Origin of the sequence: Chryseobacterium sp. BGARF1 (genome assembly GCF_001677955.1) — a bacterium.
In the GTDB taxonomy this organism is placed as follows: domain Bacteria; phylum Bacteroidota; class Bacteroidia; order Flavobacteriales; family Weeksellaceae; genus Chryseobacterium.
In genome coordinates this window covers 41000-64015 of sequence record NZ_LELA01000081.1, presented here as the reverse complement: position 1 = coordinate 64015, position 23016 = coordinate 41000, and the positions used below count along the sequence as shown (strand labels likewise).

The following is a 23016-nucleotide window of genomic DNA, read 5'->3' as shown; positions in this document are numbered from 1 at the left end:
TTAGAAATGAGTAGAGATCTTAAATTTACAAGAAATATTGGTATTGCTGCGCACATTGATGCTGGTAAAACTACCACTACAGAAAGGATTTTATTCTATACGGGAGTAAACCACAAAATTGGTGAAGTACATGATGGTGCTTCTACAATGGACTGGATGGAGCAGGAAGCTGAAAGAGGTATTACAATTACTTCTGCTGCAACTACTTGTTCTTGGAACTTCCCTACAGATCAAGGTAAGAAATTACCAGAAACTAAACCTTATCACTTCAACATCATCGATACACCAGGACACGTTGACTTCACAGTAGAAGTAAACAGATCTTTGAGAGTATTAGATGGTTTGGTATTCTTATTCTCTGCAGTAGATGGAGTAGAGCCTCAGTCTGAAACAAACTGGAGACTTGCTGACAACTACAAAGTTGCAAGAATGGGATTCGTAAACAAAATGGACAGACAAGGTGCTGACTTCCTTAACGTGGTAAACCAAGTTAAGACAATGTTAGGATCAAACGCAGTTCCAATCGTTTTACCAATCGGTGCTGAAGAAGATTTCAAAGGTGTTGTAGACTTAATTAAAAACAGAGCGATCATCTGGGATGAAGCAGGACAAGGAGCTACTTTCGAAGTAGTGCCAATTCCTGAAGACATGAAGGCTGAAGTTCTGGAATACAGAGAGAAATTAGTTGAAGCTGTTGCTGATTATGATGATACTTTGATGGAGAAATTCTTCGAAGATCCAGATTCAATTTCAGAAGACGAAATCAACGAAGCTCTTAGAAAAGCTACTATCGATCTTTCTATTATCCCAATGACTTGTGGTTCTTCATTCAAGAATAAAGGAGTACAGTTTATGTTGGATGCAGTATGTAAATACTTGCCTTCTCCATTGGATAAAGATGATATCAAAGGTACAGACCCAAGAACAGATCTTGATATTACAAGAAAACCATCTGTAGATGAGCCTTTCTCTGCATTAGCATTTAAGATTGCTACCGATCCTTTCGTAGGAAGATTAGCATTCTTCAGAGCATACTCTGGAAGACTAGATGCAGGTTCTTATATCTTGAACACTCGTTCAGGAGATAAAGAAAGAATCTCTAGAATCTATCAGATGCACGCTAACAAGCAAAATCCTGTAGAATATATTGAAGCAGGAGATATTGGTGCAGCTGTAGGTTTCAAATCTATTAAAACTGGTGATACAATGTGTGATGAGAAACACCCAATCGTTCTAGAATCGATGGTTTTCCCTGATCCAGTAATTGGTATCGCTGTTGAACCTAAAACTAAAGCTGACCAGGATAAAATGGGTAACGCTTTGGCTAAATTAGCTGAAGAAGATCCTACTTTCCAGGTTAAAACTGACGAAGCTTCTGGTCAAACGATCATTTCAGGAATGGGTGAACTTCACCTTGACATTCTTGTAGACCGTATGAGAAGAGAATTCAAAGTAGAAGTTAACCAAGGACAGCCTCAGGTAGAATACAAAGAAAATCTTACAAAAGTTGCTCAGCACAGAGAAGTTTACAAAAAACAATCTGGTGGTAAAGGTAAATTTGCTGATATCGTATTCGAATTAGGCCCTGCTGACGAAGGTAAAATTGGTCTAGAATTTATTAACGAAATCAAAGGTGGTAACGTTCCTAGAGAATTTGTTCCTGCTATTGAAAAAGGCTTTAAAGCTGCAATGAAAAACGGTCCTTTGGCTGGTTTCGAAGTTGAAGGTATTAAAGTTGTTCTTAAAGACGGATCTTTCCACGCGGTGGATTCTGATGCTCTTTCTTTCGAATTAGCTGCTAAATTAGGATTTAAAGAAGCGGGACGTGCTGCTAAGCCAGTAATTATGGAGCCTATTATGAAATTGGAGGTTGTAACTCCAGAAGAATATATGGGTAACATCATTGGTGACCTTAACAAGAGAAGAGGTACAATCAGTGGACAAGAAGAAAAGAACGGTGCCGTTGTTATCAAAGGTTCAGTTCCATTGTCTGAAATGTTTGGTTATGTAACTACTCTAAGAACACTTTCATCAGGAAGAGCTACTTCTTCTATGGAATTAGAGAAGTACCAAGCAACTCCTCAAAACGTTGCTGAAGATATCATTGCTAAAGCAAAAGGTTAATTTTTTTAAAGTACAAGAAATGTCACAAAGAATCAGAATAAAACTAAAATCTTACGATTACAACTTGGTAGACAAGTCTGCTGAGAAAATCGTAAAAACGGTAAAGGCTACTGGTGCTGTTGTAAACGGACCAATTCCATTGCCAACGAATAAGAGAATCTTCACAGTGTTGAGATCTCCTCACGTAAACAAAAAAGCAAGAGAGCAGTTCCAATTATCAGCTCACAAGAGATTGATGGATATCTACTCTTCTTCTTCTAAAACTGTTGATGCTCTAATGAAATTAGAACTTCCTTCAGGTGTAGACGTTGAAATTAAAGTGTGATAAATATGCTGGAAGATGGATGATGTAAGTCGGAAGTTTTTTAGCAACACCTTAAATATTAAATCCCTTTTCGAAAGAAGAGGGATTTTTTTTGTTTTAAATTTTAAAAAAATATTTTAACTAAATAGTTAGTGATAAATTAATGTTAATTCAAACAATATTGATATTTTTGATTAAAATTAAATATGAAAAAACTGATCCTATTATTGTTTCCTTTGATCATTTCAGCACAAACACATCGATTCGTTTATCAGTTTCACTACAAATTAGATTCAACAGCAACAGAATTGGCTGCCGAAAATATGATCTTGGATGTCAATCCTAATGATGTTAAATTTTATCCTTATTCTTATGCTGAAACAGATTCTTTAAATATTATTAGAGATCAAAATGTATCGAGATGGGATGATCATCTTCCTGCCCTTATAAGAAAAAAAGGTTCTTTTGAAAATACTTCATTAATCTTATTGAATGATCTTTTCTCTTTAAAATCAACAGACAAGATGACTTGGAAACTTTTGAATGATACAAAAGTAGATGGTCAATATACATTGCAAAAAGCAACCACAATTTTTGGGGGAAGAAATTGGATTGCATGGTTTTCTAAGGACGTTAATCTGAGTGAAGGACCATACAAATTCCGTGGACTTCCGGGATTGATTTTCGAGATTGAAGATGACAAAAATAACTTTATGTTTAAGCTTTCAAAAAGTATGAAGTTTCCTAAAACTTATGAAGCCAAATTCCTTGAAAGTTTTGCTGGGAAAAAACCACTTTCCGTGACTGAAAAAGTCATTGCAAAAAAACAGTTAGAACTTTACAATAATCCGCTACAGGATATTGCGGAAGCCTTTAAATCTAATACAAATCCTGAAAATACCTTTTACGTTTCGAGTGTTCAGATAAAAAGTTTAGACCAACTAAAAGGCATGTCGGATGAAAGGCGAAAAACCATGCTTAGAGAAAACAATCCCATCGAGATCGATAAAGCGATAAAATACCCTGTAAATTAAAATACAATCCCGTATTTTGGAAATTCTTTAAAAACGAAGTGTTTTTTTTGTGTAAATTTAACATAAGTGATAATTGTCACTTGATATAATTTATTTAGAATTAATAAAAATAATATTTTTGTTTCAAATTTATGAAATGAAAAAAACGGTATCTGTCTCATTGCTAATTTTGGGTGTGGCTTTTTCTAAAGCACAACAAAAAGCAAATGATACAATCAGAAAAGAGACCACAATTGAAGAGGTAGAACTTTTTGGAGAAAAAAACAAACAACCTGAAGGTTTGGAAGTGATTACAAGATTACCTCTTAAACCAAGAGATCAAATTCAAAGCATCTCTGTAGTTTCTCACAAAGTAATTGAAGATCTGGGTGGACTTACCGTAACTGATGTTGCAAAAAATATTCCTGGTGTCACTCAATTCGGAAGCTATGGCGGAACCAGAGAAAGTATGTCTATAAGAGGATATCGTGGTGTTCCTGTTTTGAAAAACGGAGTCATGATGGATTCTGATTTCCGTACCGGAGGAATGCTTACCGATATGCAGGGTGTAGAAAGTATTCAGGTGATCAAAGGTTCAGCTGCAGTTACGCAGGGAATTGGTGACGGTCTTGGTTCTGCAGGAGGAGTGATCAATGTGGTGACCAAAATTCCAAAGTTTATTAATGAAACTAATGTTGGTTTCAGATACGGAAGTTGGGATTTTTACAGACCGACTGTAGATTTTCAAAGAGTTTTGGATAATAAAGGTAAGATTGCGGTTCGTTTAAATGCAGCTTACCAAGATAATAATAGTTTCAGAAGATTTGTAAATACAGATCGTATTTATGTGAATCCATCAGTAGCTTTCCGTCCGGACGACAAGACGGAGATCGTTGCCGAAATGGATTACATGAAGAACAATACAACTCCCGATAGAGGAACTGTAAATTTAGCAAAAGGAGATATTGAGGCAATTTACAAAATGCCTGGAAGAAAATTTTTAGGTTTTTCAACTGACAATGCAGCTACAGAGACCTTTAATTTCTCTACCACTGCAACAAGAAGACTTACTGATAAATTAAAAGTAAGAGCTGCGTTTATGAGCTCTTCTTATAACACCAATATCGTAGGGGCAGCTTTGGCTCCAATCGATCGAAATAATCCGAATGAAATTAGAAACAGAACTTTGGCAAAATCTGAACGTGAAGATTTAAATAAAGTTTTTCAATTTGATTTCATTGGTGCAGATGTAATGACAGGTTTTATGAAGCACACTTTTCAGGTTGGTTTTGATTGGAAAGAATCTGATGTAACTACAACTTCTTATGATTCAAAAGATGTTGACCAGATTAACGTTTTGAATGATATTAATAATATTCTTCCTTCAAATATTGATGCTGGAAACTTTACTTTGGTTAAAAAAGATCCTATAGTAAATGCTTTAACGCCAACAATGGGTTTAATGGCTCAGGATGTAATTACTTTTAATAAATACTTAAAGGCGCATTTAGGATTACGTTACAGCAGATTAAATGGTTCAGATAAAGACAAAAATTACGCTTGGAATCCATCTTTTGGATTAATGATTTCGCCAATCGAAAATATGAATGTTTTTGGATCATATACTACCACTACAGGTTTGCGAAGTGCCAATAATGTTTTGGCAACAGGAGGAACTGTAGGTGCTTCAACCACAAAACAATGGGAAGCCGGAATTAAATCTGATTGGCTAAATGAGAAATTACGTTTCAATCTTACCTTTTTTGATATAGAAACAGATAATTTATCATACGAGATTCTAAACGGAAACAACAGGACTGGAAAATATGCTTTAGCAGGAGAACTGAAAAGAAGAGGGATGGAAGTAGAATTGATTGGAAAGATTCTTCCCAACTTACAGATCATGACAGGTTGGGCGTATGTAGATGCTCAATATCAGGATAGCCCTTCGTTCGTTAATGGTTCTGCGCCAATCAATACTCCGAAACATTCGGCTAATGGATGGCTAAACTATAAATTCAATCAAGGAATTTTAGAAGGTCTTGATATTGGAGCAGGTATTTATTATGTAGGTACAAGACCAGTGGATGATTACAAGCAAACATTTACTATTGCAGAAGGACATGTGAATGGTACACAGCCAGAAGAAAAACCATTCAACATGCCAGATTATACAACAGTAGACGCACAGGTTGGATATAAATTTAAAAACGGATTAGGCTTAAGAGTTTTCTTCAATAATATCTTTGATTCTGTAGGATACAACTCATATTTCAGAGGTGGTTATATCGACCAGATTCAGCCAAGAAATTTCTCAGCACAAATCAATTATAAATTTTAATAGATAATTTTCAAGTAATAGTTTTATCTATATCGGGAGAGTCTCTGAATTTTTTCAGGGGCTTTCCTTTTTTTAATTAAATACTTGTCTCTACAGATGCATGTTTTTTGTTACTTTTAATAAAAAAATAATGGCAAAATCAGATAGCAGTGTTTTCGAGAGATTTTCAAACTGGGCAACAAAATTTACGGGCAGTTCGTATGCGTTTTTGGGAGCGGTTGCTATTGTGGTGATTTGGGCAGTTTCTGGACCGGTTTTTAATTATTCCGAAACTTGGCAGTTGGTTATCAATACCGGAACAACGATTATTACTTTTCTGATGGTTTTCCTGATTCAGAAATCTCAAAATAAAGATTCTAAAGCGATTCAGATTAAATTAAATGAATTGATCGCTGCCAACGAAAAAGCAAGCAACCGAATTGTCGATATAGAAGACCTTACCGAAAAAGAACTCGACCAATTACATTGTTATTACGAAAAGCTCGCTGATTTTGCTGAAGAAGATGAAGATATTCATGCTTCACATTCTATAGATGCCGCAAAAAGAAATCAGGATTATAAGCATGAGTTTTTTAAAAAAAAGCATGAGGAATGGCTATCGAAGCAAAAAAAATAAACTTATTTAATGTGAATTCGGATTAAGCTGTAGAAGTAAACTATCTATTGTGAAATTGTTATAGATTTAACGCAAAGCTTGATTTTTGCAAATCTTATTTTTAAGGAGCAAAGATGGGAATCAATAAATTGATTTTTATGAAGCACTCGTTTATTCAAGCTTCATCAGCGACTTTGTCGCCATTCTTTGCACCTTAAAATAATAAACTTAAAAATTAAAATCTTTGCGTGACAAAATATTTTGCTCCATTTCTTATTTTGAACTTAGATTATTTATCACACCGAAGTGTTATTTTTAATAATAAATTAGAACAAATTAATTTTTCATCTTACTTTTGTCTAAAGTTTTTATAGGATGAAGTTTTTTATTTCAATTTTCATTTTTGGTTCGGCTTTAATTTCTGCTCAGCAAACTAAAATTCTTGGTGATTTTTCGATGAAAGCATCATCTTACAGTGCAAAGGTTTTTGAGAAGAGCGATCTTAATATTTATTATCAGTTTAAATTTTTAAAAGACGCAAAAATTTCTCAAAATCCAAGAGAAGGGTTGTGTGTGTTACAAATTGGTGAAAACTATTCAAAGTTCAGCGATACAAAAACATTAGCGAAAGATTCTTTGTCTGAAAAATTTTCTCATCTCGAAAGTGTTGGAGTAAAAGAAATGAATCAACTTTTTACTTATAATCCTTTATGGACTATGGAAAGTTTAAAATCGACAGTCGATAAAAAAGTTACTTATCAAAAAAGATATAAAACAAAATACGAGTATGAAGAAATTCAGTCTGAATTGAAATGGCAACTTCATAACGAATCGAAGAAAATTCTTGATTATAGCTGTAAAAAAGCAACCGTAAAATACCGAGGAAGAGAATTTATCGCTTGGTACACAATGGAAGTTCCCATAAACAACGGTCCTTATGTTTTTGAAGGATTGCCTGGTTTGATTTTAGAGCTTGAAGATTCACAAAATAAATATCATTTTATAGCAGTTAGAATTGATAAAAAACCAATGGATATTTATTTACGAAACGATAAAGAAATACTTAGAATAAGCAGAGCAAAATTTAGAGAAGTTGAGAAAACGTATCACGATAACCCGGGTGCTTTTCATGGTAAAGCTGTAAATGAAGATGGTTCACCGATGGTGGTTAAATCAAAACCTCTTCTTTACGATCCTTTTGAATTAGAATAAAAATTAAAGCCTTACAAAATTTGTAAGGCTTTAATTTTATAGTTTATCTCTTCATAAAATAATCGAAATACGTACAACTTCCCAGAAGTTCTCTGGCGGTTTCCGTATTTGAATATTGAGATTTCAGTTGTGTAAAATAAGTTCTGTATTTCTGGTTTTTCAAATCAGCCATCTGTTTTTCGTGAGCATCATTTTTCTCAGACCATTTAGGGTCAGCATAATCAATGTTTGCTTGGTTTTTAGCTTCATACTGATAATATTTCCCCTGTTCTGCACTTGCCATCTGGAAAAGCACTCTTGCTTTCTGTTCTCTGTCATTAGAAAGGTCGTACGATTTTTTATAATAATTGATAGCCAAATCAAAATTATCAGGTTCTATAAAAGTCGTGTAGGTGAAATTCTTGTAATAATACTGATACGGATTTTCTCTTTTTGTATTCCAGAAATCATATTTTCCGCCGTTGCTGTTGTCGACATCCATCACAAAAAGTTCTCTGTAATATCCAAGAATAGAAGTGTTGTACAAAAGATTTCCGATTAACTGATTGGCTTGAGCAGCTTTTGCATCTTTTCCGTTTCCTATTTTTTTAAGCTGAATTAATGCATCTGCCAATTCCAGTTTATTCATTTTGTTTTTGATGAATGGAAATGCGGTGTAATCTTCTGCTTTCATACTTTGTGATTCTGGACTTTGGAAACTTTCCCAAACATTATGTCCGAAAACTAAATTCGGAATATTTCGGTAACCGTCATAATTTTCACCATTGTAAACCAGTTTTTCATATTTTCCGGTTTCAGGATTATATTTTTCATAATTGTCTCTCGGAATTCCTGAGAAGTTTACTGCTTTTTGATAATAAGATTTTGCCTTATCGAAATCAGCCAATCTCATTGCTCTGTCACCATAAATGTTAGCAAAGAACGCATCAATATTTCCTACGTCATCAAGATTTTTAGCAATGATTTGTTGCTCAAATTGGGTTTTATTCGGTTTTCTGTAAAACTCTTCAATACTTTTTACCAGGCTTGAATTTGGGTTGTACTGAAGGTCAGAAAGTTTATTATTCATTAGATAAGATTTCCCATCTTCGCCTTGAAGGAAATAACGGTTGGCTAAAACATCTTTCAGGAAATCTGCAGTTGACGGAGCTTCACCATAATAATCGTAATCATTGGTTTCTGTGCTGTCTTTTTTTACAGGTGCTTTTTCTACAAAATATTCAGCGTAATCTTTCATTAAATGATCTTCGTAATCTGCATCAATTTTGGGCTGCGAAACAATGTCATTCAGCACTTTCATTCTCTTAATTTCTTCAAGATATTCAGGATTGCTGGTTTTGATATCTGCTAAAATATCATTGCTTTTTTTGTAATCTTTTTTAAGAAATTTTAAATAAGCATCTGCAATCTGCCAATATTCGTCTTTGGATTTTTCTTTTGTTTTGGCGGTGAATTTTTCCAGGTCATCTAAGAAATCTTTCTGATTTTCATCCTGAGAGTAATAATTAGCGTTGTTCTTTACATAAGTTGGAATCCTGTCCGGATTTTCGAACAATTCATCGTTGCTTTGCTTAGCTTTATCATTGGTTGTATCAGATTTCTTTCCGCCAAAAAGGTTTTTAAAGAAGAGAACGATTTTCTGCCAAAAACTCAGTTCCTTTTTCTTTACTTCCGGTTTTTCGGCTGTTACGTTTCCTTTTTTATCTGAAGTTGATTTAGAATCTTTTGAAGCATAATAATACGTTGGAAGATAATTTCTTTCCAGTTCATTGATGCTTCTTGCTGCCATTACTTTCAGAATTTCAGAATCGGGATCAATGTCGTACATCTTTTCCATCATCGGAATAGGGTTGGTAAAATCTTCATAACCTAAAAGAAAATATGCCATGTTTTTCTCCTCATTCGTTCCCGCTCTTTTCATAATGTTGTTGAAAGAAGCCGTGTCTGAAAGTTTCATCGATATAAATGCAGATTCCTTACGGCTTTTAGATTTCATAAAAACCTGAAAGAAATTCCAGTTGGCCTCACTTCCCATTTCCAGACCTCTTTGCGCTCCCGCCAATTGATCGAGCGCCATATAATAAGGTGCACCTTTTAACGAAATAGATTGTACGTATTTTTTGAATGTCTCCAAAGCTGCATCAAAATTTCTCGTATAATGATTGAATCTCACCAACTGATAACCGTACCGCTGTTTGATTTCTGGATTTTTGGCTGCGTTGTATAAAGAAGTTAAAGCCGAAACAGTTTTGTTGTAATCTAATTGAGTCGCGTTTTTCTCACTTTCATTTTCTCGGTAATAAAAAGAATCCGGACTTTCTACATAATTTATTTTCATGTAGGGTTCCAAATATTTTGCCTCGATTAAATAATCTATCGCTTCACGGTATTTTGCATAAAATCCTGTCCCTAATTTTTTTAATAATTGATTATTAGGATTGCCTTTTTTCAGATCATTCAAATCTGCCATTGAGATTTTATTCACCAGATAATCGGTCTCAGTATAGCTCAGCTGATTGCCGAAGAATTTCTTCCACGATTCTATATTTTCATTAGGAATCTGAGACGGTTTGTAATTGGTGTAAAATCGGTCAGAATAGTTATGTAAAAAAGGCAGATACGATTTATCTTTTATAATGCTCTGTGTGAAAAGATTGAAATAATCATAATCCGGATCAGACCATGCACAAGCTTCAGTTCTGGTGTAGAAAAGCGATGCAACCGCAAGTGAAATGATATACTTTTTCATATTAATTTTTAGTGTTTTGTTTGTTTTTTGAAAGCCTTGTCAAGGTTTTAAACCTTGACAAGGCTTCTTCATAATTTTAAATTTTATATGTATAAGCTGCAAGAGAAAATAATTTCCACAAATCACACAGATTTGCACGGATTTTTAATTTATGCATACTTGAAAACTTCCATCATCAAGCTTCCAGCCTCCTTCATTCTAAAATTTCCGTCCTTCTACAAATTTACCATCTAATTGATAATATATAATGTTGTAAGTGCTAATTTTTTTGTCTAAAAATTCGGTTGCGCTGTTAAGTTGTTCTTGGGAAATTTCTTCCACTTTTATTTTGAATCCTTTGTTTAAGAAGTTTCCAAAATAAAAACCGTCTTTCAGAATTTCAATTTCGTTATCTGAAATTTTTTTGAAATCTGGATTATCCAAATCTTTTGCCGAAAGTGCATTAATGAGTTTATGTTTTCCTAAATGGTTGGTGACAATTCCCCACGAATAAATCGGGAGTGCGACTTCAATTTTTTTGACAGGATACTCTTCCAGCTTCGATAAATAACTTTTCATAATATTCAAATCTAAAATTGAATTTTTATCTGAATTTTCCAAAGGCGAAGAAGTAGAGTAGCACATCAGGTACAGTTTTTCAACGGGCGGAATTCCGGTAAGATTTTTATCTTTTACCTGATGAAGCCTTAAAGTGCAGGTAATTTCTTTTTGTGAAATCTTTTTTAACTGTTTTAAAAATTCAAAATAATCATCTTTTGTTCCTGCTGTCCAATCACAATCAATTTGAATTTCCTGATTGACTTTAAGATTGTAATCAGTGGTCTTCTTTTTAATTAAATCATTTATTTTTTCTGCCAAAAAGGGTATTTCTTCTTTTTGAATATTAATAAAACTTCGATTGGTAATAAACACGGTCGGAACAATTTTTTTTTCTGTTTTAAAACTTTTGTCTTGCGTAATCACAGCAACAGGCTCAAATTTTCCGTTTACTTTATCAACATCAAAAAATCTTGTATATAAGAAGGGCTGATTGGCTTTTGCTAAAGCTTTCTTTTCAATATCATTAAATGTAAGATGCGTCTTCCAGTAATAAAATGTGTAAGGATGTTTTTCTTGTTTGCTGCATGAAAAAATAAGCAAAAAAGCCAAAAGGTAATATAAAATTCTCATTATTTATAAAGAATACTTTCGCAAGGACAATTCATTTCTGCCATTTCAGAAACAGGACAACAGTCGTCTGATTTTTTGATTTTACCTTTTTCATCGGTAAGGTAGATTTTCTCTTTATTAAATTTTACATAGAAGGTCTCGTTATATGTTTTGAAATGTACCTTCATTACTTTAGGATTGTATTTTCCGGCATTCATCTCTTCTTTGGTTTCTTTTCCGTCGGCCTGATTGATTTGCAGAAAACCGAAATGAACGTTCCCGTTTTTCTTTACATCTAAATAATAGGAGGGTGTTCCGGATCCGCTGGCTCCGTCTTCAATATTGAAACTTCTTTTTCCTGTGAATGGAATGGCGGTCTGTGCAAAAGAAATGACTCCGAAGAATAAAATGAATGTGGTGAAAATGTTTTTCATATTACTTTTTTCTCAAAATTAAAAAATTATTCAGAAGAAACTCTTTTCAAAATCCGTGCAAATCTCTAAATGATTAAAAATCAAAATATTTACAAGAAATTTTTGTCAAATTAAATTTTATTCATACATTTGCACACTCATTTTAGGGGAGGAATATGCCCAATTCAAACTTGGTAATTATTTGAGAACTCGAAAAATGAAGGTGAATACAAGAAAATTTTATAACATATTATATAAATAATGTCAGGTATTATTGGAAAAAAAATTGGGATGACTTCTCTGTTTGACGAAAACGGCAAAAATATGCCGTGTACCGTTATTCAGGCAGGTCCTTGCTCAGTTTTACAGGTCAGAACCATTGAAAAGGACGGATATAAATCTGTTCAGTTAGGTTTCGATGACAAGAGTGAAAAGAACGTTGGTAAAGCGTTAGCCGGTCACTTTAAAAAGGCTGGTTCAACTCCTAAAGCTAAGTTGGTAGAATTCTACAGAGAATTCGTAGACCAAGTTACTGTAGGTGTAGACGTAACTGTAGACTTATTCGCTGAAGGTGAATTTGTTGACGTAACAGGTACTTCTAAAGGTAAAGGTTTCCAAGGTGTTGTTAAAAGACACGGATTTGGAGGTGTAATGCAAGCTACTCATGGTCAGCACAACAGACTTAGAGCTCCAGGTTCTATCGGTGCTGGATCAGATCCTTCAAGAGTATTCAAAGGAATGAGAATGGCAGGTAGAATGGGAGGTAAGCAGGTAACTGTACAAAACCTTCAAGTATTAAAAGTGGATCAAGAACAAAATCTTTTAGTAGTAAAAGGTGCTGTTCCGGGAGCTAAAAATTCTTATGTAATTATCAGAAAATGGAATTAGTAGTATTAAATACATCAGGAAAAGAAACCGGAAAGAAAGTAACTCTAGACGAATCTATCTTCGGAATTGAGCCAAACAAGCACGCGGTTTACTTAGAAGTAAAACAATATCTTGCTGCACAGCGTCAAGGTACTCATAAATCAAAAGAGAGAAGCGAAATTACTGCTTCTACTAAAAAACTTAAGAAGCAAAAAGGATCTGGTTCTGCTAGATACGGTGATATTAAATCTCCTACTTTTAGAGGTGGAGGTAGAGTATTCGGTCCTAAGCCAAGAGACTATAGATTCAAATTGAACAAAGCTCTTAAGAGATTAGCTAAAAAATCTGTTCTTTCTCAGAAAATGAGAGACAACAGCATCAGAATTGTTGAAGGTTTAAGCATTGCTGCTCCTAAAACTAAAGATTTCATCACGGTATTGAATGCTTTGGCATTGAATGACAAGAAGTCTCTATTCATTTTGGCTGATACTAACAAGAATGTATATTTATCTTCAAGAAACTTACCTAAGACTAAAGTTATGAAATTCAACGAAATTTCTTCTTATGACTTAATCAATGCAGGTGAGATCGTTTTCTTAGAAGGTGCAGTTGAAAAATTCCAGGAAAATTTAAAGAAATAAATCATGTCACTAATTATTAAACCAGTTATTTCAGAAAAAGCAAACTATCTTACAGATTTAAGAGGTGCTTATTCTTTCTTAGTGCAACCTAAGGCGAATAAAATCCAGATTAAAAATGCAATTGAGCAAGCTTACGGTGTGAAAGTAGCAGACGTTAGAACCATGATTTATGCTCCTAAAGTTTCTTCGAAATACACGAAAAAAGGTCTTCAAGTAGGAAAGACAAACAAATTGAAAAAAGCAGTTATTACTCTTGCTGAAGGAGAAGTAATTGATATTTTTGCTGTAAATTAATTATTAATTATAAATAATAGTAATGTCTGTTAGAAAATTAAAACCTATCACCCCAGGACAGAGATTCAGAATTGTAAACAATTTTGAGGAAATTACTACTAACAAACCAGAGAAATCTCTAACTGTTGGTATTAGTAAGTCAGGTGGACGTAACCAAACTGGTAAAATGACCATGCGTTACACCGGAGGTGGACACAAAAAGAAATACAGAATTATCGACTTCAAAAGAAACAAGCATGATGTTGAAGCAACGGTAAAAACTGTAGAATATGATCCAAACAGAACTGCTTTCATCGCTTTAGTGGAGTATGCAGACGGAGAGAAGAGATATATCATCGCTCCAAACGGTATCAAAGTTGACCAAAAAATTATTTCTGGCGAAAGCGTAGAACCGAACATCGGTAACGCAATGAAATTGAAAAACATTCCATTGGGTACTGTAATTTCTTGTGTTGAAATGAAGCCTGGTCAAGGTGCTATTTTAGCAAGAAGTGCTGGTTCTTCAGCTCAGTTGACTTCAAGAGACGGAAAATATGCAATCATTAAATTGCCTTCAGGAGAATCTAGAATGATCCTTACTGAGTGTTATGCAATGGTTGGATCTGTATCTAACTCTGACCACCAGTTGACTGTATCAGGTAAGGCTGGTAGAAGCAGATGGTTAGGTAGAAGACCTAGAACAAGACCAGTTGTAATGAACCCTGTAGATCACCCAATGGGAGGTGGTGAAGGACGTTCTTCTGGAGGTCACCCAAGATCTAGAAACGGTATGCCGGCTAAAGGTTACAAAACTAGAAAGAAAAACAAAGTGTCTAACCGTTACATCGTATCTAAAAGAAAATAATTATGGCAAGATCACTTAAAAAAGGACCATTCATTCACTATACTTTAGATAAGAAGGTTCAGGCAAATGTAGAGTCTGGTAAGAAGACTGTTATCAAAACTTGGTCTAGAGCATCAATGATCTCTCCAGACTTTGTAGGACAAACTATTGCTGTACACAACGGGAAATCTTTTATCCCGGTTTACGTTACAGAAAACATGGTTGGTCATAAGCTAGGCGAATTTTCTCCAACAAGATCTTTCAGAGGTCATGGTGGTAACAAAAACAAAGGAAGCAGATAATCATGGGATCAAGAAAAAGAGAAAGTGCATTAGCACGTAAATTAACAAATCAAGATGTAGTAAAAGCATTACACAATGATTGCCCTTCATCTCCAAGAAAGATGAGATTAGTAGCTGATATCATCAGAGGGGTAGAAGTTGAAAAAGCTTTAAGCATCCTAAAATATTCGAAAAAAGACGCTTCAAACAAATTAGAGAAAGTACTTCTTTCTGCGATGGCTAACTGGCAATCTAAGAACGAAGGTGCAGATATCGAAGAAGCTAACCTTATCGTTAAAGAAATTTTTGTAGACAGTGCAAGACAATTGAAGAGACTAAGACCAGCTCCACAAGGTAGAGGGTACAGAATCAGAAAAAGATCAAACCACATTACACTAATCTTAGGAACAAAAGAAAATTAATTCAAGGTATGGGACAGAAGACAAATCCAATTGGTAACAGATTAGGTATCATCAGAGGATGGGATTCAAACTGGTTTGGTGGTAAAAACTACGGTGATAGAATCGCTGAAGACTACAAAATCAGAAGATACCTTGAAGCAAGATTATCTAAAGGTGGTATTTCAAAAATTTATATTGAAAGAACACTTAAATTAGTAACTGTAACAATCACTACTGCTAGACCGGGACTTATCATCGGTAAAGGAGGTCAGGAAGTTGACAAGTTAAAAGAAGAATTGAAGAAACTTACTAAAAAGGATATTCAAATCAATATTTTCGAAATCAAAAGACCTGAGCTTGATGCAGTATTAGTTGCAGACAGTATCGCTAAGCAAATCGAAAACAGAATCTCTTACAGAAGAGCTGTGAAAATGGCTATCGCTTCTACAATGAGAATGGGTGCTGAAGGTATCAAAGTTCAAATCTCTGGTAGATTGAACGGTGCTGAAATGGCAAGATCTGAGTCTTTCAAAGACGGAAGAATCCCATTGTCTACTTTCAGAGCAGATATCGACTATCATATCGGTGAGGCATTAACTCAATACGGTAAGTTAGGAGTTAAAGTTTGGATCATGAAAGGAGAAGTTTACGGTAAGAGAGATCTTATGCCATTAGTAGGACAACAAAAGAAAGGTGGTCCTTCAGGTGGTGGAAACAGAGAAAGAGGAGGAGATAGAGATAACAGAAGACCTTCAAGAGATAAAAAAAATAATTAAAAAAATTTTAGAGGATAGTTTTTAAATGACCGTTACTTTTTTAAAATCTAAATTCTAAAATCTAAAATTTAAGAAATTATGTTACAACCAAAAAGAACCAAATTCCGTAGAGTTCATAAGATGAAAATGAAGGGGATTGCTCAAAGAGGTAATCAACTTGCTTATGGAACTTTCGGAATCAAAGCTAACGAAGGTGCTTGGATCACTGCTAGACAGATCGAAGCTGCTCGTATCGCTGCTACAAGATATATGAAAAGAGAAGGTCAACTATGGATCAAAATATTTCCAGATAAGCCTATTACTAAAAAACCTGCCGAAGTAAGGATGGGTAAAGGTAAAGGTGCTGTAGAATATTGGGTAGCTGTAGTAAAGCCAGGTAAAATTATGTTCGAAATCGGAGGTGTATCTTACGATATCGCTAAAGAAGCATTAAGACTTGCTGCACAAAAATTACCAGTTACGACTAGATTTGTAGTTGCTAACGATTTTGTTAAACCTCTTTAATCTCTGAGTATTATGAAACAAGCTGAAATTAAAAATCTAAGCGCTGAAGATGTTCAAGCTAAATTGACTGAAGCTAAAGCTACTTTCTCTAAAATGAAATTAGCTCACAAAATCAGTCCTCTTGAAAATCCAATTCAAATCAGAGATTTGAGAAAGACAATCGCAAGACTAAACACTGAGTTAACTAACAAACAATAATCCTTTTTACAATGGATAGAAATTTAAGAAAAGAAAGAATCGGAGTGGTTTCCAGCAATAAAATGGAAAAAACTATTGTTGTTAGTGAAACTACAAGAGTAAAGCACCCAATGTACGGTAAATTCGTTTTGAAAACGAAAAAATATACTGCACACGACGAAAACAACGAATGCACAGAAGGGGATACTGTATTAATTACAGAAACAAGACCTTTAAGCAAGAGTAAGAGATGGAGATTAGTAAGAATCATTGAAAAAGCTAAGTAATAATGTTACAAACAGAATCAAGATTAAAAGTTGCTGATAACACAGGTGCTAAAGAAGTACTAGTGATCAGAGTTCTGGGAGGTACCAGAAGAAGATATGCTTCAGTTGGTGATAAAATTGTAGTTACTATTAAAGATTCTACACCATCTGGAAACGCAAAAAAAGGTCAAGTATCTAAAGCAGTAGTAGTAAGAACTAAAAAAGCAGTTAGAAGAAAAGATGGTTCATACATCAAATTCGAAGACAATGCTTGTGTTTTACTAAACGCTGGAGGAGAAATGAGAGGAACACGTGTTTTCGGACCGGTTGCTCGTGAGTTGAGAGACAAAGAATATATGAAAATCATTTCATTAGCTCCTGAAGTACTTTAATATTTAAAATTTTAAAAAAATGTCAAAGTTAAAAATAAAAAGAGGAGATAACGTAATCGTAACTACTGGAAAGCAAGGTCTTAAAGGGGGTACTGGTGAAGTTATTGAAGTGATTAAAAAAGAAGGAAGAGACCCTAGAGTTATCGTTGCAGGACTTAACATCGTTAAAAAACACGTTAAGCCTTCAGCTTCTAACCCTCAAGGAGGAATCACTGAGAAGGAAGCTTCTATTCATATCTCAAACGTAGCTTTAGTTGGTAAAGACGGAAAAGCTATCAAGATCGGTTACAAAATCGAAGGAGATAAGAAAGTAAGGATCAACAAAAAAACGGGTGAAACTTTATAATTAAATAACACATGGAATTTATAGCAAGACCCAAAAAAGCATATAATGAAACGATTGTTCCAGCAATGATGGAAGAATTCGGATACAAATCTGTAATGCAGGTACCAAGACTAGAGAAAATTATTTTATCTCAAGGTTTAGGTGATGCTACTGCAGACAAAAAAATCATCGATTATGCTGTAGAAGAACTTACAAATATCACTGGTCAAAAGGCTGTTGGTACTATCTCTAAGAAAGATGAAGCTGCTTTCAAATTAAGAAAAGGTATGCCTGTAGGGGCTAAGGTAACTCTTAGAGCTCACAAAATGTACGAATTCTTAGACAGACTTACTGCTTCAGCTTTACCACGTATCAGAGATTTTTCTGGTATCAAGGCTGACGGTTTCGACGGTAGAGGTAACTATAACTTAGGTATTACTGAGCAAATCATCTTCCCTGAAATCGTGATCGACAAAGTAAAGAAAATCCAAGGGATGGACATTACTTTCGTTACCACTGCGAAAACAGATAAAGAAGCTAAAGCATTATTAACTCACTTCGGTTTACCTTTCAAAAAGAACTAAGAGATGGCTAAAGAATCAATGAAAGCGCGTGAGCGCAAAAGAGAAGCTACTGTAGCTAAATACGCTGAAAAAAGAAAAGCTCTTAAAGAAGCTGGTGATTATGAAGGACTTCAGAAATTACCTAAAAATGCTTCTCCTGTAAGATTACACAACAGATGTAAATTAACAGGTAGACCAAGAGGATATATGAGAACGTTTGGTATTTCGAGAGTTACTTTCAGAGAAATGGCAAATAACGGTCTTATCCCGGGAGTTAAAAAAGCTAGTTGGTAATAATTACTAATTAAAAAATCGGGACAATTAAGTTGTCGAGATACTAAAGAAATAAATATCAGACCTAAGATTTTCTGAAGTCTGATATTTTAATCTTCAAGTCTTTTCAAAACTGATTGTTCTTTAACCAATAATTTAAAACAAAGAAATGGTAACAGATCCAATTTCAGATTTCCTAACTAGAGTAAGGAACGCACAAAGCGCAGGCCACAAAGTGGTGGAAATTCCTGCATCGAAAATCAAAAAGGAGATTACTAAGATTTTATTTGATCAAGGGTATATCTTAAACTTTAAGTTTGAAGAGAACGCTGTTCAAGGAACAATCAAAATCGCTTTGAAGTACGATAAGCAAACTAACAAACCAGCTATTAAGTCTATCCAAAGAGCTTCTAGACCAGGTTTGAGACAGTACAAAGGTTCAGGTGAACTTCCAAGAGTACTAAACGGTTTGGGTATTTCTATCATCTCTACTTCTAAAGGAGTAATGACTGACAAGAAAGCTAGAGAAGAGAAAGTAGGCGGTGAAGTAATCTGCTATGTTTATTAATTTTTAATCAAAGGAAAATGTCAAGAATTGGTAAAGCAATTATAACAATTCCAGCTGGTATCACAGTTTCTGAAAAAGAAGGTGTAGTTACAGTAAAAGGTCCTAAAGGAGAACTTTCTCAGGAGCTTACAGAAGGAATTACAATTGAGCAAAACGAAGGTACGTTAACTGTTAACAGACCATCTGATGCTAAACAACACAGAGCACTTCACGGTTTATATAGAGCGTTGATCGCTAATATGATCCTAGGTGTTGAAAAAGGTTTCGAAAAGAAACTAGAATTAGTAGGGGTAGGATACAGAGCTTCTCACGCAGGTCAAAAACTTGAGTTAGCTTTAGGATTCTCTCACGGTATCGTTTTAGAACTTCCTAGCGAAGTGAAAGTTGATACATTGACTGAAAAAGGTAAAAACCCAATTATTACTTTAACGTCTCACGACAACCAACTTCTAGGGATGGTAGCTGCAAAGATCAGATCTTTCAGAAAACCTGAGCCATACAAAGGAAAAGGTGTGAAATTCGTAGGAGAAATTGTAAGACGTAAAGCTGGTAAATCTGCTTAATAAAATTTAAGAAAATGGCACTAAGTAAATTAGAAAAAAGAATAAGAATCAAAAGAAGAGTAAGAGGAAAAATCTCTGGATCTGCTGATTTGCCAAGATTATCTGTATATAAGAGTAATAAGGAAATTTACGCTCAGTTAATCGACGATAAAGACGGAAAAACTTTAGCTTCAGCTTCTTCTAGAGAGAAAGGAGTAGATGCTAACGGAACAAAAAGTGAAGTTTCTGCTGCTGTAGGTAAAGCAATCGCTGCTAAAGCTCTTGCTGCAGGAATTGAAACTATTGTATTTGATAGAAACGGATTCGTATACCACGGTAGAGTGAAAGCTTTAGCTGACGGTGCGAGAGAAGGAGGACTTAAATTCTAATCATTAAATTTCGGAAATATGTTAGGACTAGATAATATAGAAAGAGTAAAACCGGGAGGATTAGAACTTAAAGATCGTCTCGTTTCAGTAAATAGAGTTACTAAAGTAACTAAAGGAGGTAGAGCTTTCGGATTTTCTGCAATTGTTGTTGTAGGAGACGAAGCTGGAACTATCGGTTTTGGTTTAGGAAAATCTAAGGAAGTTGCTTCTGCTATTGCTAAGGCAGTAGAAGATGCTAAGAAAAACTTAGTAAAAGTTCCTGTAATGAACCATACAATCCCTCACCAGACTACTGCAAGATACGGTGGTGCAGATATCTTCTTGAGACCTGCTTCTCACGGTACAGGTCTTATCGCAGGTGGTGCGGTAAGAGCGGTATTAGAATCTGCTGGTATTCACGATATCCTTTCAAAATCTAAAGGATCTTCAAACCCTCACAATGTGGTAAAGGCAACTTTCAAAGCATTGTTAGACATCAGAAGACCAGAAGAGATTGCAAGAATGAGAGGAGTTTCTCTAACTAAAGTGTTTAACGGTTAATAAATAAACAATGGCAACAATTAAAGTAAAACAAGTAAGAAGCGCTATTGGTAGAACAAAAACCCAAAAGAGAACGCTTGAAGCATTAGGATTTAAGAAACTTCACCAAGTTGTAGAGCACGAAGCTACTCCTTCTATTTTAGGAATGATAGCTGCAGTTAGTCACTTACTTGAAGTTCAAAAATAATTTTTAAAATAATTTTAAAATGAATTTAAACAACATAAAGCCTGCTGCAGGTTCTACATTTAGTTCAAAAAGAATTGGTAGAGGACAAGGTAGTGGAAAAGGAGGTACTTCTACAAAAGGTCACAAAGGTCAGAAAGCAAGAGCTGGTTATTCTCAGAAAATCGGTTTTGAAGGAGGACAGATGCCTTTACAAAGAAGATTACCTAAATTCGGTTTCAAAAACGTAAACAGAAAAGAATACAGAGCTATTAATCTTGATGATATCCAAATTTTAATTGAAAATAAATCTGTAACAGGAGATATTACAAAAGAAGTTTTGGTACAGCACGGTCTGGCTACTAAAAATGAAATAGTGAAAATTATGGGGAGAGGAGAATTGAAATCTGCGGTTTCAATTACTGCTGACAAATTCACTAAATCTGCTGAAGAGCTTATTGCTAAAGCAGGTGGAAAAGCAATTACCTTATAATAATTACTAATGAAAGAATTTATACAAACCCTCAAAAATATTTGGAGTCTTAAGGAACTTAGAGATAAAATTCTATTTACTTTAGGGATTATCCTTGTGTATAGATTCGCATCTTTCATCTCTTTACCTGCAATTAACCTTGCAGAAGTAGGAGATCTCTTAGAGCATTATAAAAATCAAGGCGGTAACAAGCAAGGAGCAGGTCTCCTTGGCTTGCTTTCGTCGTTTACGGGAGGAGCTTTCAGCCACGCTTCCGTAATGGCGTTAGGCATCATGCCTTATATTTCTGCTTCTATTATTGTTCAGTTGATGGGGATGGCAATTCCTTATCTTCAGAAACTTCAAAAAGACGGAGAGTCTGGTAGAAACACATTGAATCAAATTACTAGATGGTTAACAATTGGGGTTTGTCTTGTACAAGCACCTTCTTATTTAACTTCTATTACTCAATTATTTTTACCTTATGCTCAGTTCCAGTCTGCATATTTTGTAGATCCAAATTCTATTATGTTCTGGTTACCAAGTATTGTTATCTTGGTAGGTGGTTCTGTATTTGCAATGTGGCTAGGTGAAAAAATTACCGATAAAGGTATTGGAAATGGTATTTCTATCCTTATTATGGTAGGTATTTTATCTAGATTACCAGAAGCATTTGTACAAGAAATCGCTGTTCAGAATGGAAAAGGAGGTTTAGGTTCTATCATGATTATGATTGAAGTAATATTCTGGATGTTGGTGGTTCTTTTGGCAGTAGTATTATCTGTTGCAGTGAGGAAAATCCCTATTCAGTATGTAAGCAGAGCTCAGGCAAGGGGAGGTGTAAATAGAAATCTTATGCAAGGAGCAAGACAGTGGATTCCACTAAAAGTAAACGCAGCTGGTGTAATGCCGATTATCTTTGCTCAGGCATTGATGTTCGTACCTGGTTTGTTAACTAAAGTAGATGAGTCTAATACTTTTCTTGCAGGTTTCAAAAACGTTTTTAGCTGGCAATATAATGTATTGTTTGCGCTATTGATTATTATCTTTTCATTTTTCTATACCGCAATTACAATTCCGGTAAACCAAATGGCCGATGATCTTAAGAGAAATGGTGGTTTGGTACCTAAAGTAAGACCCGGTAAAGAGACTGCTGATTATCTAGATGATATTTTATCAAAAATTACTTTGCCAGGTGCAATATTTTTATCTATCTTTGCAGTCCTTCCAGCAATTGTGCATGGAAGTCTTGTTCAGACAGATGCGTTCGCCTTATTTTTTGGGGGAACTTCGTTGCTAATTATGGTTGGAGTAGTATTAGATACTGTTCAACAGATTAACACTTATCTGCTGAATCATCATTATGATGGCTTAATGCAGTCTAAATTATCAAGATCGACTGGATATTAATTTATGGCAAAACAAAAACATATCGAACAAGATGGCGTTATAACGGAAGCACTTTCGAACGCTCAGTTCCGCGTAGAGTTAGAAAATGGGCATGTACTTATTGCTCATATCTCTGGCAAAATGCGTATGCATTATATTAAACTATTACCTGGTGATAAGGTAAAATTAGAAATGTCTCCTTACGATCTTACGAAGGGGAGAATTACATTTAGATATTAAACAAATGCCAAATGGGATCTTCGGGTCTCCATTTGGCTCTTGTTAAAAATGAATATTTTCAAGTGAAATCACTGATTGCATTTGACTAGTAAAAAAAACAAAAATTTTCAAAATGAAAGTTAGAGCATCAATTAAAAAAAGAAGTGCTGATTGCAAAATTGTACGCAGAAAAGGTGTACTATTTGTAATCAACAAGAAAAACCCCAAATTTAAACAAAGACAAGGCTAAA

Annotated in this window: 32 protein-coding genes; 29 read left to right on the top strand and 3 right to left on the bottom strand. The window is 34.7% G+C overall.

Features of this window, described 5'->3' with window-relative positions; translation table 11 throughout:
* Positions 1–6: 6 nt before the first annotated feature.
* The 6 genes from fusA to AB671_RS15650 all read left to right on the top strand — a co-directional run bounded on the left by fusA (position 7) and on the right by AB671_RS15650 (position 7589).
* Positions 7–2124 carry an elongation factor G gene (gene fusA, locus AB671_RS15675; RefSeq protein WP_066679854.1) on the top strand — a complete coding sequence of 706 codons (2118 nt, stop codon included), beginning with the start codon at positions 7–9 and terminating at the stop codon, positions 2122–2124.
* A 19-nt stretch (positions 2125–2143) separates the two neighbouring features.
* On the top strand, positions 2144–2449 hold the full coding sequence (gene rpsJ / locus AB671_RS15670) for a 30S ribosomal protein S10 (protein WP_002661363.1): 306 nt from the start codon (positions 2144–2146) through the stop codon (positions 2447–2449).
* A gap of 185 nt (positions 2450–2634) precedes the next feature.
* Positions 2635–3462 (top strand): GLPGLI family protein, encoded by an 828-nt coding sequence (locus AB671_RS15665; RefSeq protein WP_066679853.1) that lies wholly within the window; start codon positions 2635–2637, stop codon positions 3460–3462.
* A 136-nt stretch (positions 3463–3598) separates the two neighbouring features.
* The gene (locus AB671_RS15660; protein WP_066679852.1) at positions 3599–5782 is read left to right on the top strand and encodes a TonB-dependent siderophore receptor; all 2184 of its coding nucleotides are present in this window, start codon (positions 3599–3601) and stop codon (positions 5780–5782) included.
* A gap of 130 nt (positions 5783–5912) precedes the next feature.
* Entirely contained in the window at positions 5913–6398 is a 486-nt protein-coding gene (locus AB671_RS15655; protein WP_066679916.1) for a low affinity iron permease family protein, read from the top strand.
* 354 nt (positions 6399–6752) lie between these two features.
* Positions 6753–7589, top strand: coding sequence for a GLPGLI family protein (locus AB671_RS15650; protein ID WP_066679851.1), 837 nt, complete (start codon positions 6753–6755; stop codon positions 7587–7589).
* 43 nt (positions 7590–7632) lie between these two features.
* Here AB671_RS15650 and AB671_RS15645 read toward each other — a convergent pair whose 3' ends face one another.
* From AB671_RS15645 to AB671_RS15635, 3 genes are all read right to left on the bottom strand, one after another.
* A complete protein-coding gene (locus AB671_RS15645; protein ID WP_066679850.1) occupies positions 7633–10338 on the bottom strand; it encodes a hypothetical protein in 2706 nt (901 codons plus the stop codon).
* 198 nt (positions 10339–10536) lie between these two features.
* Positions 10537–11508, bottom strand: coding sequence for a hypothetical protein (locus AB671_RS15640; RefSeq protein ID WP_066679849.1), 972 nt, complete (start codon positions 11506–11508; stop codon positions 10537–10539).
* Positions 11508–11921 (bottom strand): hypothetical protein, encoded by a 414-nt coding sequence (locus tag AB671_RS15635; protein WP_066679848.1) that lies wholly within the window; start codon positions 11919–11921, stop codon positions 11508–11510. The genes AB671_RS15640 and AB671_RS15635 overlap by 1 nt, the downstream gene beginning before the upstream one ends.
* A 240-nt stretch (positions 11922–12161) precedes the next feature.
* On the opposite strand from AB671_RS15635, the gene rplC reads away from it, so the two are divergent.
* The 23 genes from rplC (at position 12162) to rpmJ (ending at position 23015) form a co-directional block, all read left to right on the top strand.
* Positions 12162–12788, top strand: a complete 627-nt coding sequence (gene rplC / locus AB671_RS15630; protein ID WP_066679847.1) for a 50S ribosomal protein L3 — start codon at positions 12162–12164, stop codon at positions 12786–12788.
* A complete protein-coding gene (gene rplD / locus AB671_RS15625; protein WP_066679846.1) occupies positions 12779–13408 on the top strand; it encodes a 50S ribosomal protein L4 in 630 nt (209 codons plus the stop codon). Before rplC ends, rplD begins: the two co-directional genes overlap by 10 nt.
* Positions 13409–13411: 3 nt before the next feature.
* Complete coding sequence (gene rplW / locus AB671_RS15620) at positions 13412–13702, top strand: 50S ribosomal protein L23 (RefSeq protein WP_047442263.1); 291 nt, start codon at positions 13412–13414, stop codon at positions 13700–13702.
* Between the two features lie 22 nt (positions 13703–13724).
* Positions 13725–14546 (top strand): 50S ribosomal protein L2, encoded by an 822-nt coding sequence (gene rplB, locus AB671_RS15615; protein ID WP_066679845.1) that lies wholly within the window; start codon positions 13725–13727, stop codon positions 14544–14546.
* A 2-nt stretch (positions 14547–14548) separates the two neighbouring features.
* Positions 14549–14827, top strand: coding sequence for a 30S ribosomal protein S19 (gene rpsS / locus AB671_RS15610; protein WP_066679844.1), 279 nt, complete (start codon positions 14549–14551; stop codon positions 14825–14827).
* Between the two features lie 2 nt (positions 14828–14829).
* Positions 14830–15228: a 50S ribosomal protein L22 gene (gene rplV / locus AB671_RS15605; protein WP_066679843.1), complete on the top strand. Its 399-nt coding sequence runs from the start codon at positions 14830–14832 to the stop codon at positions 15226–15228.
* A gap of 8 nt (positions 15229–15236) precedes the next feature.
* Positions 15237–15983 carry a 30S ribosomal protein S3 gene (rpsC, locus tag AB671_RS15600; protein WP_066679842.1) on the top strand — a complete coding sequence of 249 codons (747 nt, stop codon included), beginning with the start codon at positions 15237–15239 and terminating at the stop codon, positions 15981–15983.
* 78 nt (positions 15984–16061) lie between these two features.
* Complete coding sequence (gene rplP, locus AB671_RS15595; RefSeq protein ID WP_066679841.1) at positions 16062–16487, top strand: 50S ribosomal protein L16; 426 nt, start codon at positions 16062–16064, stop codon at positions 16485–16487.
* Between the two features lie 12 nt (positions 16488–16499).
* Positions 16500–16685, top strand: coding sequence for a 50S ribosomal protein L29 (rpmC, locus tag AB671_RS15590; RefSeq protein WP_066679840.1), 186 nt, complete (start codon positions 16500–16502; stop codon positions 16683–16685).
* An 11-nt stretch (positions 16686–16696) separates the two neighbouring features.
* Positions 16697–16951, top strand: a complete 255-nt coding sequence (gene rpsQ / locus AB671_RS15585; RefSeq protein WP_027383312.1) for a 30S ribosomal protein S17 — start codon at positions 16697–16699, stop codon at positions 16949–16951.
* A 2-nt stretch (positions 16952–16953) separates the two neighbouring features.
* The gene (rplN, locus tag AB671_RS15580) at positions 16954–17322 is read left to right on the top strand and encodes a 50S ribosomal protein L14 (RefSeq protein WP_034684837.1); all 369 of its coding nucleotides are present in this window, start codon (positions 16954–16956) and stop codon (positions 17320–17322) included.
* 19 nt (positions 17323–17341) lie between these two features.
* Positions 17342–17668, top strand: a complete 327-nt coding sequence (rplX, locus tag AB671_RS15575) for a 50S ribosomal protein L24 (protein ID WP_066679839.1) — start codon at positions 17342–17344, stop codon at positions 17666–17668.
* 11 nt (positions 17669–17679) lie between these two features.
* A complete protein-coding gene (gene rplE, locus AB671_RS15570; RefSeq protein WP_066679838.1) occupies positions 17680–18231 on the top strand; it encodes a 50S ribosomal protein L5 in 552 nt (183 codons plus the stop codon).
* Between the two features lie 3 nt (positions 18232–18234).
* A complete protein-coding gene (gene rpsN / locus AB671_RS15565) occupies positions 18235–18504 on the top strand; it encodes a 30S ribosomal protein S14 (RefSeq protein WP_047442254.1) in 270 nt (89 codons plus the stop codon).
* Positions 18505–18652: 148 nt separating this feature from the next.
* Positions 18653–19051: a 30S ribosomal protein S8 gene (rpsH, locus tag AB671_RS15560; protein ID WP_066679837.1), complete on the top strand. Its 399-nt coding sequence runs from the start codon at positions 18653–18655 to the stop codon at positions 19049–19051.
* A 17-nt stretch (positions 19052–19068) separates the two neighbouring features.
* Positions 19069–19614, top strand: coding sequence for a 50S ribosomal protein L6 (gene rplF, locus AB671_RS15555; protein WP_066679836.1), 546 nt, complete (start codon positions 19069–19071; stop codon positions 19612–19614).
* Positions 19615–19628: 14 nt separating this feature from the next.
* Positions 19629–19982 carry a 50S ribosomal protein L18 gene (rplR, locus tag AB671_RS15550; protein ID WP_066679835.1) on the top strand — a complete coding sequence of 118 codons (354 nt, stop codon included), beginning with the start codon at positions 19629–19631 and terminating at the stop codon, positions 19980–19982.
* 18 nt (positions 19983–20000) lie between these two features.
* On the top strand, positions 20001–20522 hold the full coding sequence (rpsE, locus tag AB671_RS15545; RefSeq protein ID WP_056026804.1) for a 30S ribosomal protein S5: 522 nt from the start codon (positions 20001–20003) through the stop codon (positions 20520–20522).
* A 10-nt stretch (positions 20523–20532) separates the two neighbouring features.
* The gene (gene rpmD, locus AB671_RS15540; protein WP_007839493.1) at positions 20533–20709 is read left to right on the top strand and encodes a 50S ribosomal protein L30; all 177 of its coding nucleotides are present in this window, start codon (positions 20533–20535) and stop codon (positions 20707–20709) included.
* 19 nt (positions 20710–20728) lie between these two features.
* Positions 20729–21178, top strand: a complete 450-nt coding sequence (gene rplO / locus AB671_RS15535) for a 50S ribosomal protein L15 (RefSeq protein WP_066679834.1) — start codon at positions 20729–20731, stop codon at positions 21176–21178.
* A 9-nt stretch (positions 21179–21187) separates the two neighbouring features.
* The gene (secY, locus tag AB671_RS15530) at positions 21188–22567 is read left to right on the top strand and encodes a preprotein translocase subunit SecY (protein WP_066679833.1); all 1380 of its coding nucleotides are present in this window, start codon (positions 21188–21190) and stop codon (positions 22565–22567) included.
* 3 nt (positions 22568–22570) lie between these two features.
* A complete protein-coding gene (infA, locus tag AB671_RS15525) occupies positions 22571–22786 on the top strand; it encodes a translation initiation factor IF-1 (protein ID WP_055861802.1) in 216 nt (71 codons plus the stop codon).
* Positions 22787–22898: 112 nt separating this feature from the next.
* Positions 22899–23015: a 50S ribosomal protein L36 gene (gene rpmJ, locus AB671_RS15520; protein WP_007839480.1), complete on the top strand. Its 117-nt coding sequence runs from the start codon at positions 22899–22901 to the stop codon at positions 23013–23015.
* Position 23016 lies beyond the last annotated feature (1 nt).

What these genes read in the sequence shown, in the direction of transcription:
- fusA (WP_066679854.1), top strand. Translation starts at nt 7, where the DNA reads ATGAGTAGAGATCTTAAATTTACAAGAAATATTGGTATTGCTGCGCAC.
- rpsJ (WP_002661363.1), top strand. Translation starts at nt 2,144, where the DNA reads ATGTCACAAAGAATCAGAATAAAACTAAAATCTTACGATTACAACTTG.
- AB671_RS15665 (WP_066679853.1), top strand. Translation starts at nt 2,635, where the DNA reads ATGAAAAAACTGATCCTATTATTGTTTCCTTTGATCATTTCAGCACAA.
- AB671_RS15660 (WP_066679852.1), top strand. Translation starts at nt 3,599, where the DNA reads ATGAAAAAAACGGTATCTGTCTCATTGCTAATTTTGGGTGTGGCTTTT.
- AB671_RS15655 (WP_066679916.1), top strand. Translation starts at nt 5,913, where the DNA reads ATGGCAAAATCAGATAGCAGTGTTTTCGAGAGATTTTCAAACTGGGCA.
- AB671_RS15650 (WP_066679851.1), top strand. Translation starts at nt 6,753, where the DNA reads ATGAAGTTTTTTATTTCAATTTTCATTTTTGGTTCGGCTTTAATTTCT.
- AB671_RS15645 (WP_066679850.1), bottom strand. Translation starts at nt 10,338, where the DNA reads ATGAAAAAGTATATCATTTCACTTGCGGTTGCATCGCTTTTCTACACC.
- AB671_RS15640 (WP_066679849.1), bottom strand. Translation starts at nt 11,508, where the DNA reads ATGAGAATTTTATATTACCTTTTGGCTTTTTTGCTTATTTTTTCATGC.
- AB671_RS15635 (WP_066679848.1), bottom strand. Translation starts at nt 11,921, where the DNA reads ATGAAAAACATTTTCACCACATTCATTTTATTCTTCGGAGTCATTTCT.
- rplC (WP_066679847.1), top strand. Translation starts at nt 12,162, where the DNA reads ATGTCAGGTATTATTGGAAAAAAAATTGGGATGACTTCTCTGTTTGAC.
- rplD (WP_066679846.1), top strand. Translation starts at nt 12,779, where the DNA reads ATGGAATTAGTAGTATTAAATACATCAGGAAAAGAAACCGGAAAGAAA.
- rplW (WP_047442263.1), top strand. Translation starts at nt 13,412, where the DNA reads ATGTCACTAATTATTAAACCAGTTATTTCAGAAAAAGCAAACTATCTT.
- rplB (WP_066679845.1), top strand. Translation starts at nt 13,725, where the DNA reads ATGTCTGTTAGAAAATTAAAACCTATCACCCCAGGACAGAGATTCAGA.
- rpsS (WP_066679844.1), top strand. Translation starts at nt 14,549, where the DNA reads ATGGCAAGATCACTTAAAAAAGGACCATTCATTCACTATACTTTAGAT.
- rplV (WP_066679843.1), top strand. Translation starts at nt 14,830, where the DNA reads ATGGGATCAAGAAAAAGAGAAAGTGCATTAGCACGTAAATTAACAAAT.
- rpsC (WP_066679842.1), top strand. Translation starts at nt 15,237, where the DNA reads ATGGGACAGAAGACAAATCCAATTGGTAACAGATTAGGTATCATCAGA.
- rplP (WP_066679841.1), top strand. Translation starts at nt 16,062, where the DNA reads ATGTTACAACCAAAAAGAACCAAATTCCGTAGAGTTCATAAGATGAAA.
- rpmC (WP_066679840.1), top strand. Translation starts at nt 16,500, where the DNA reads ATGAAACAAGCTGAAATTAAAAATCTAAGCGCTGAAGATGTTCAAGCT.
- rpsQ (WP_027383312.1), top strand. Translation starts at nt 16,697, where the DNA reads ATGGATAGAAATTTAAGAAAAGAAAGAATCGGAGTGGTTTCCAGCAAT.
- rplN (WP_034684837.1), top strand. Translation starts at nt 16,954, where the DNA reads ATGTTACAAACAGAATCAAGATTAAAAGTTGCTGATAACACAGGTGCT.
- rplX (WP_066679839.1), top strand. Translation starts at nt 17,342, where the DNA reads ATGTCAAAGTTAAAAATAAAAAGAGGAGATAACGTAATCGTAACTACT.
- rplE (WP_066679838.1), top strand. Translation starts at nt 17,680, where the DNA reads ATGGAATTTATAGCAAGACCCAAAAAAGCATATAATGAAACGATTGTT.
- rpsN (WP_047442254.1), top strand. Translation starts at nt 18,235, where the DNA reads ATGGCTAAAGAATCAATGAAAGCGCGTGAGCGCAAAAGAGAAGCTACT.
- rpsH (WP_066679837.1), top strand. Translation starts at nt 18,653, where the DNA reads ATGGTAACAGATCCAATTTCAGATTTCCTAACTAGAGTAAGGAACGCA.
- rplF (WP_066679836.1), top strand. Translation starts at nt 19,069, where the DNA reads ATGTCAAGAATTGGTAAAGCAATTATAACAATTCCAGCTGGTATCACA.
- rplR (WP_066679835.1), top strand. Translation starts at nt 19,629, where the DNA reads ATGGCACTAAGTAAATTAGAAAAAAGAATAAGAATCAAAAGAAGAGTA.
- rpsE (WP_056026804.1), top strand. Translation starts at nt 20,001, where the DNA reads ATGTTAGGACTAGATAATATAGAAAGAGTAAAACCGGGAGGATTAGAA.
- rpmD (WP_007839493.1), top strand. Translation starts at nt 20,533, where the DNA reads ATGGCAACAATTAAAGTAAAACAAGTAAGAAGCGCTATTGGTAGAACA.
- rplO (WP_066679834.1), top strand. Translation starts at nt 20,729, where the DNA reads ATGAATTTAAACAACATAAAGCCTGCTGCAGGTTCTACATTTAGTTCA.
- secY (WP_066679833.1), top strand. Translation starts at nt 21,188, where the DNA reads ATGAAAGAATTTATACAAACCCTCAAAAATATTTGGAGTCTTAAGGAA.
- infA (WP_055861802.1), top strand. Translation starts at nt 22,571, where the DNA reads ATGGCAAAACAAAAACATATCGAACAAGATGGCGTTATAACGGAAGCA.
- rpmJ (WP_007839480.1), top strand. Translation starts at nt 22,899, where the DNA reads ATGAAAGTTAGAGCATCAATTAAAAAAAGAAGTGCTGATTGCAAAATT.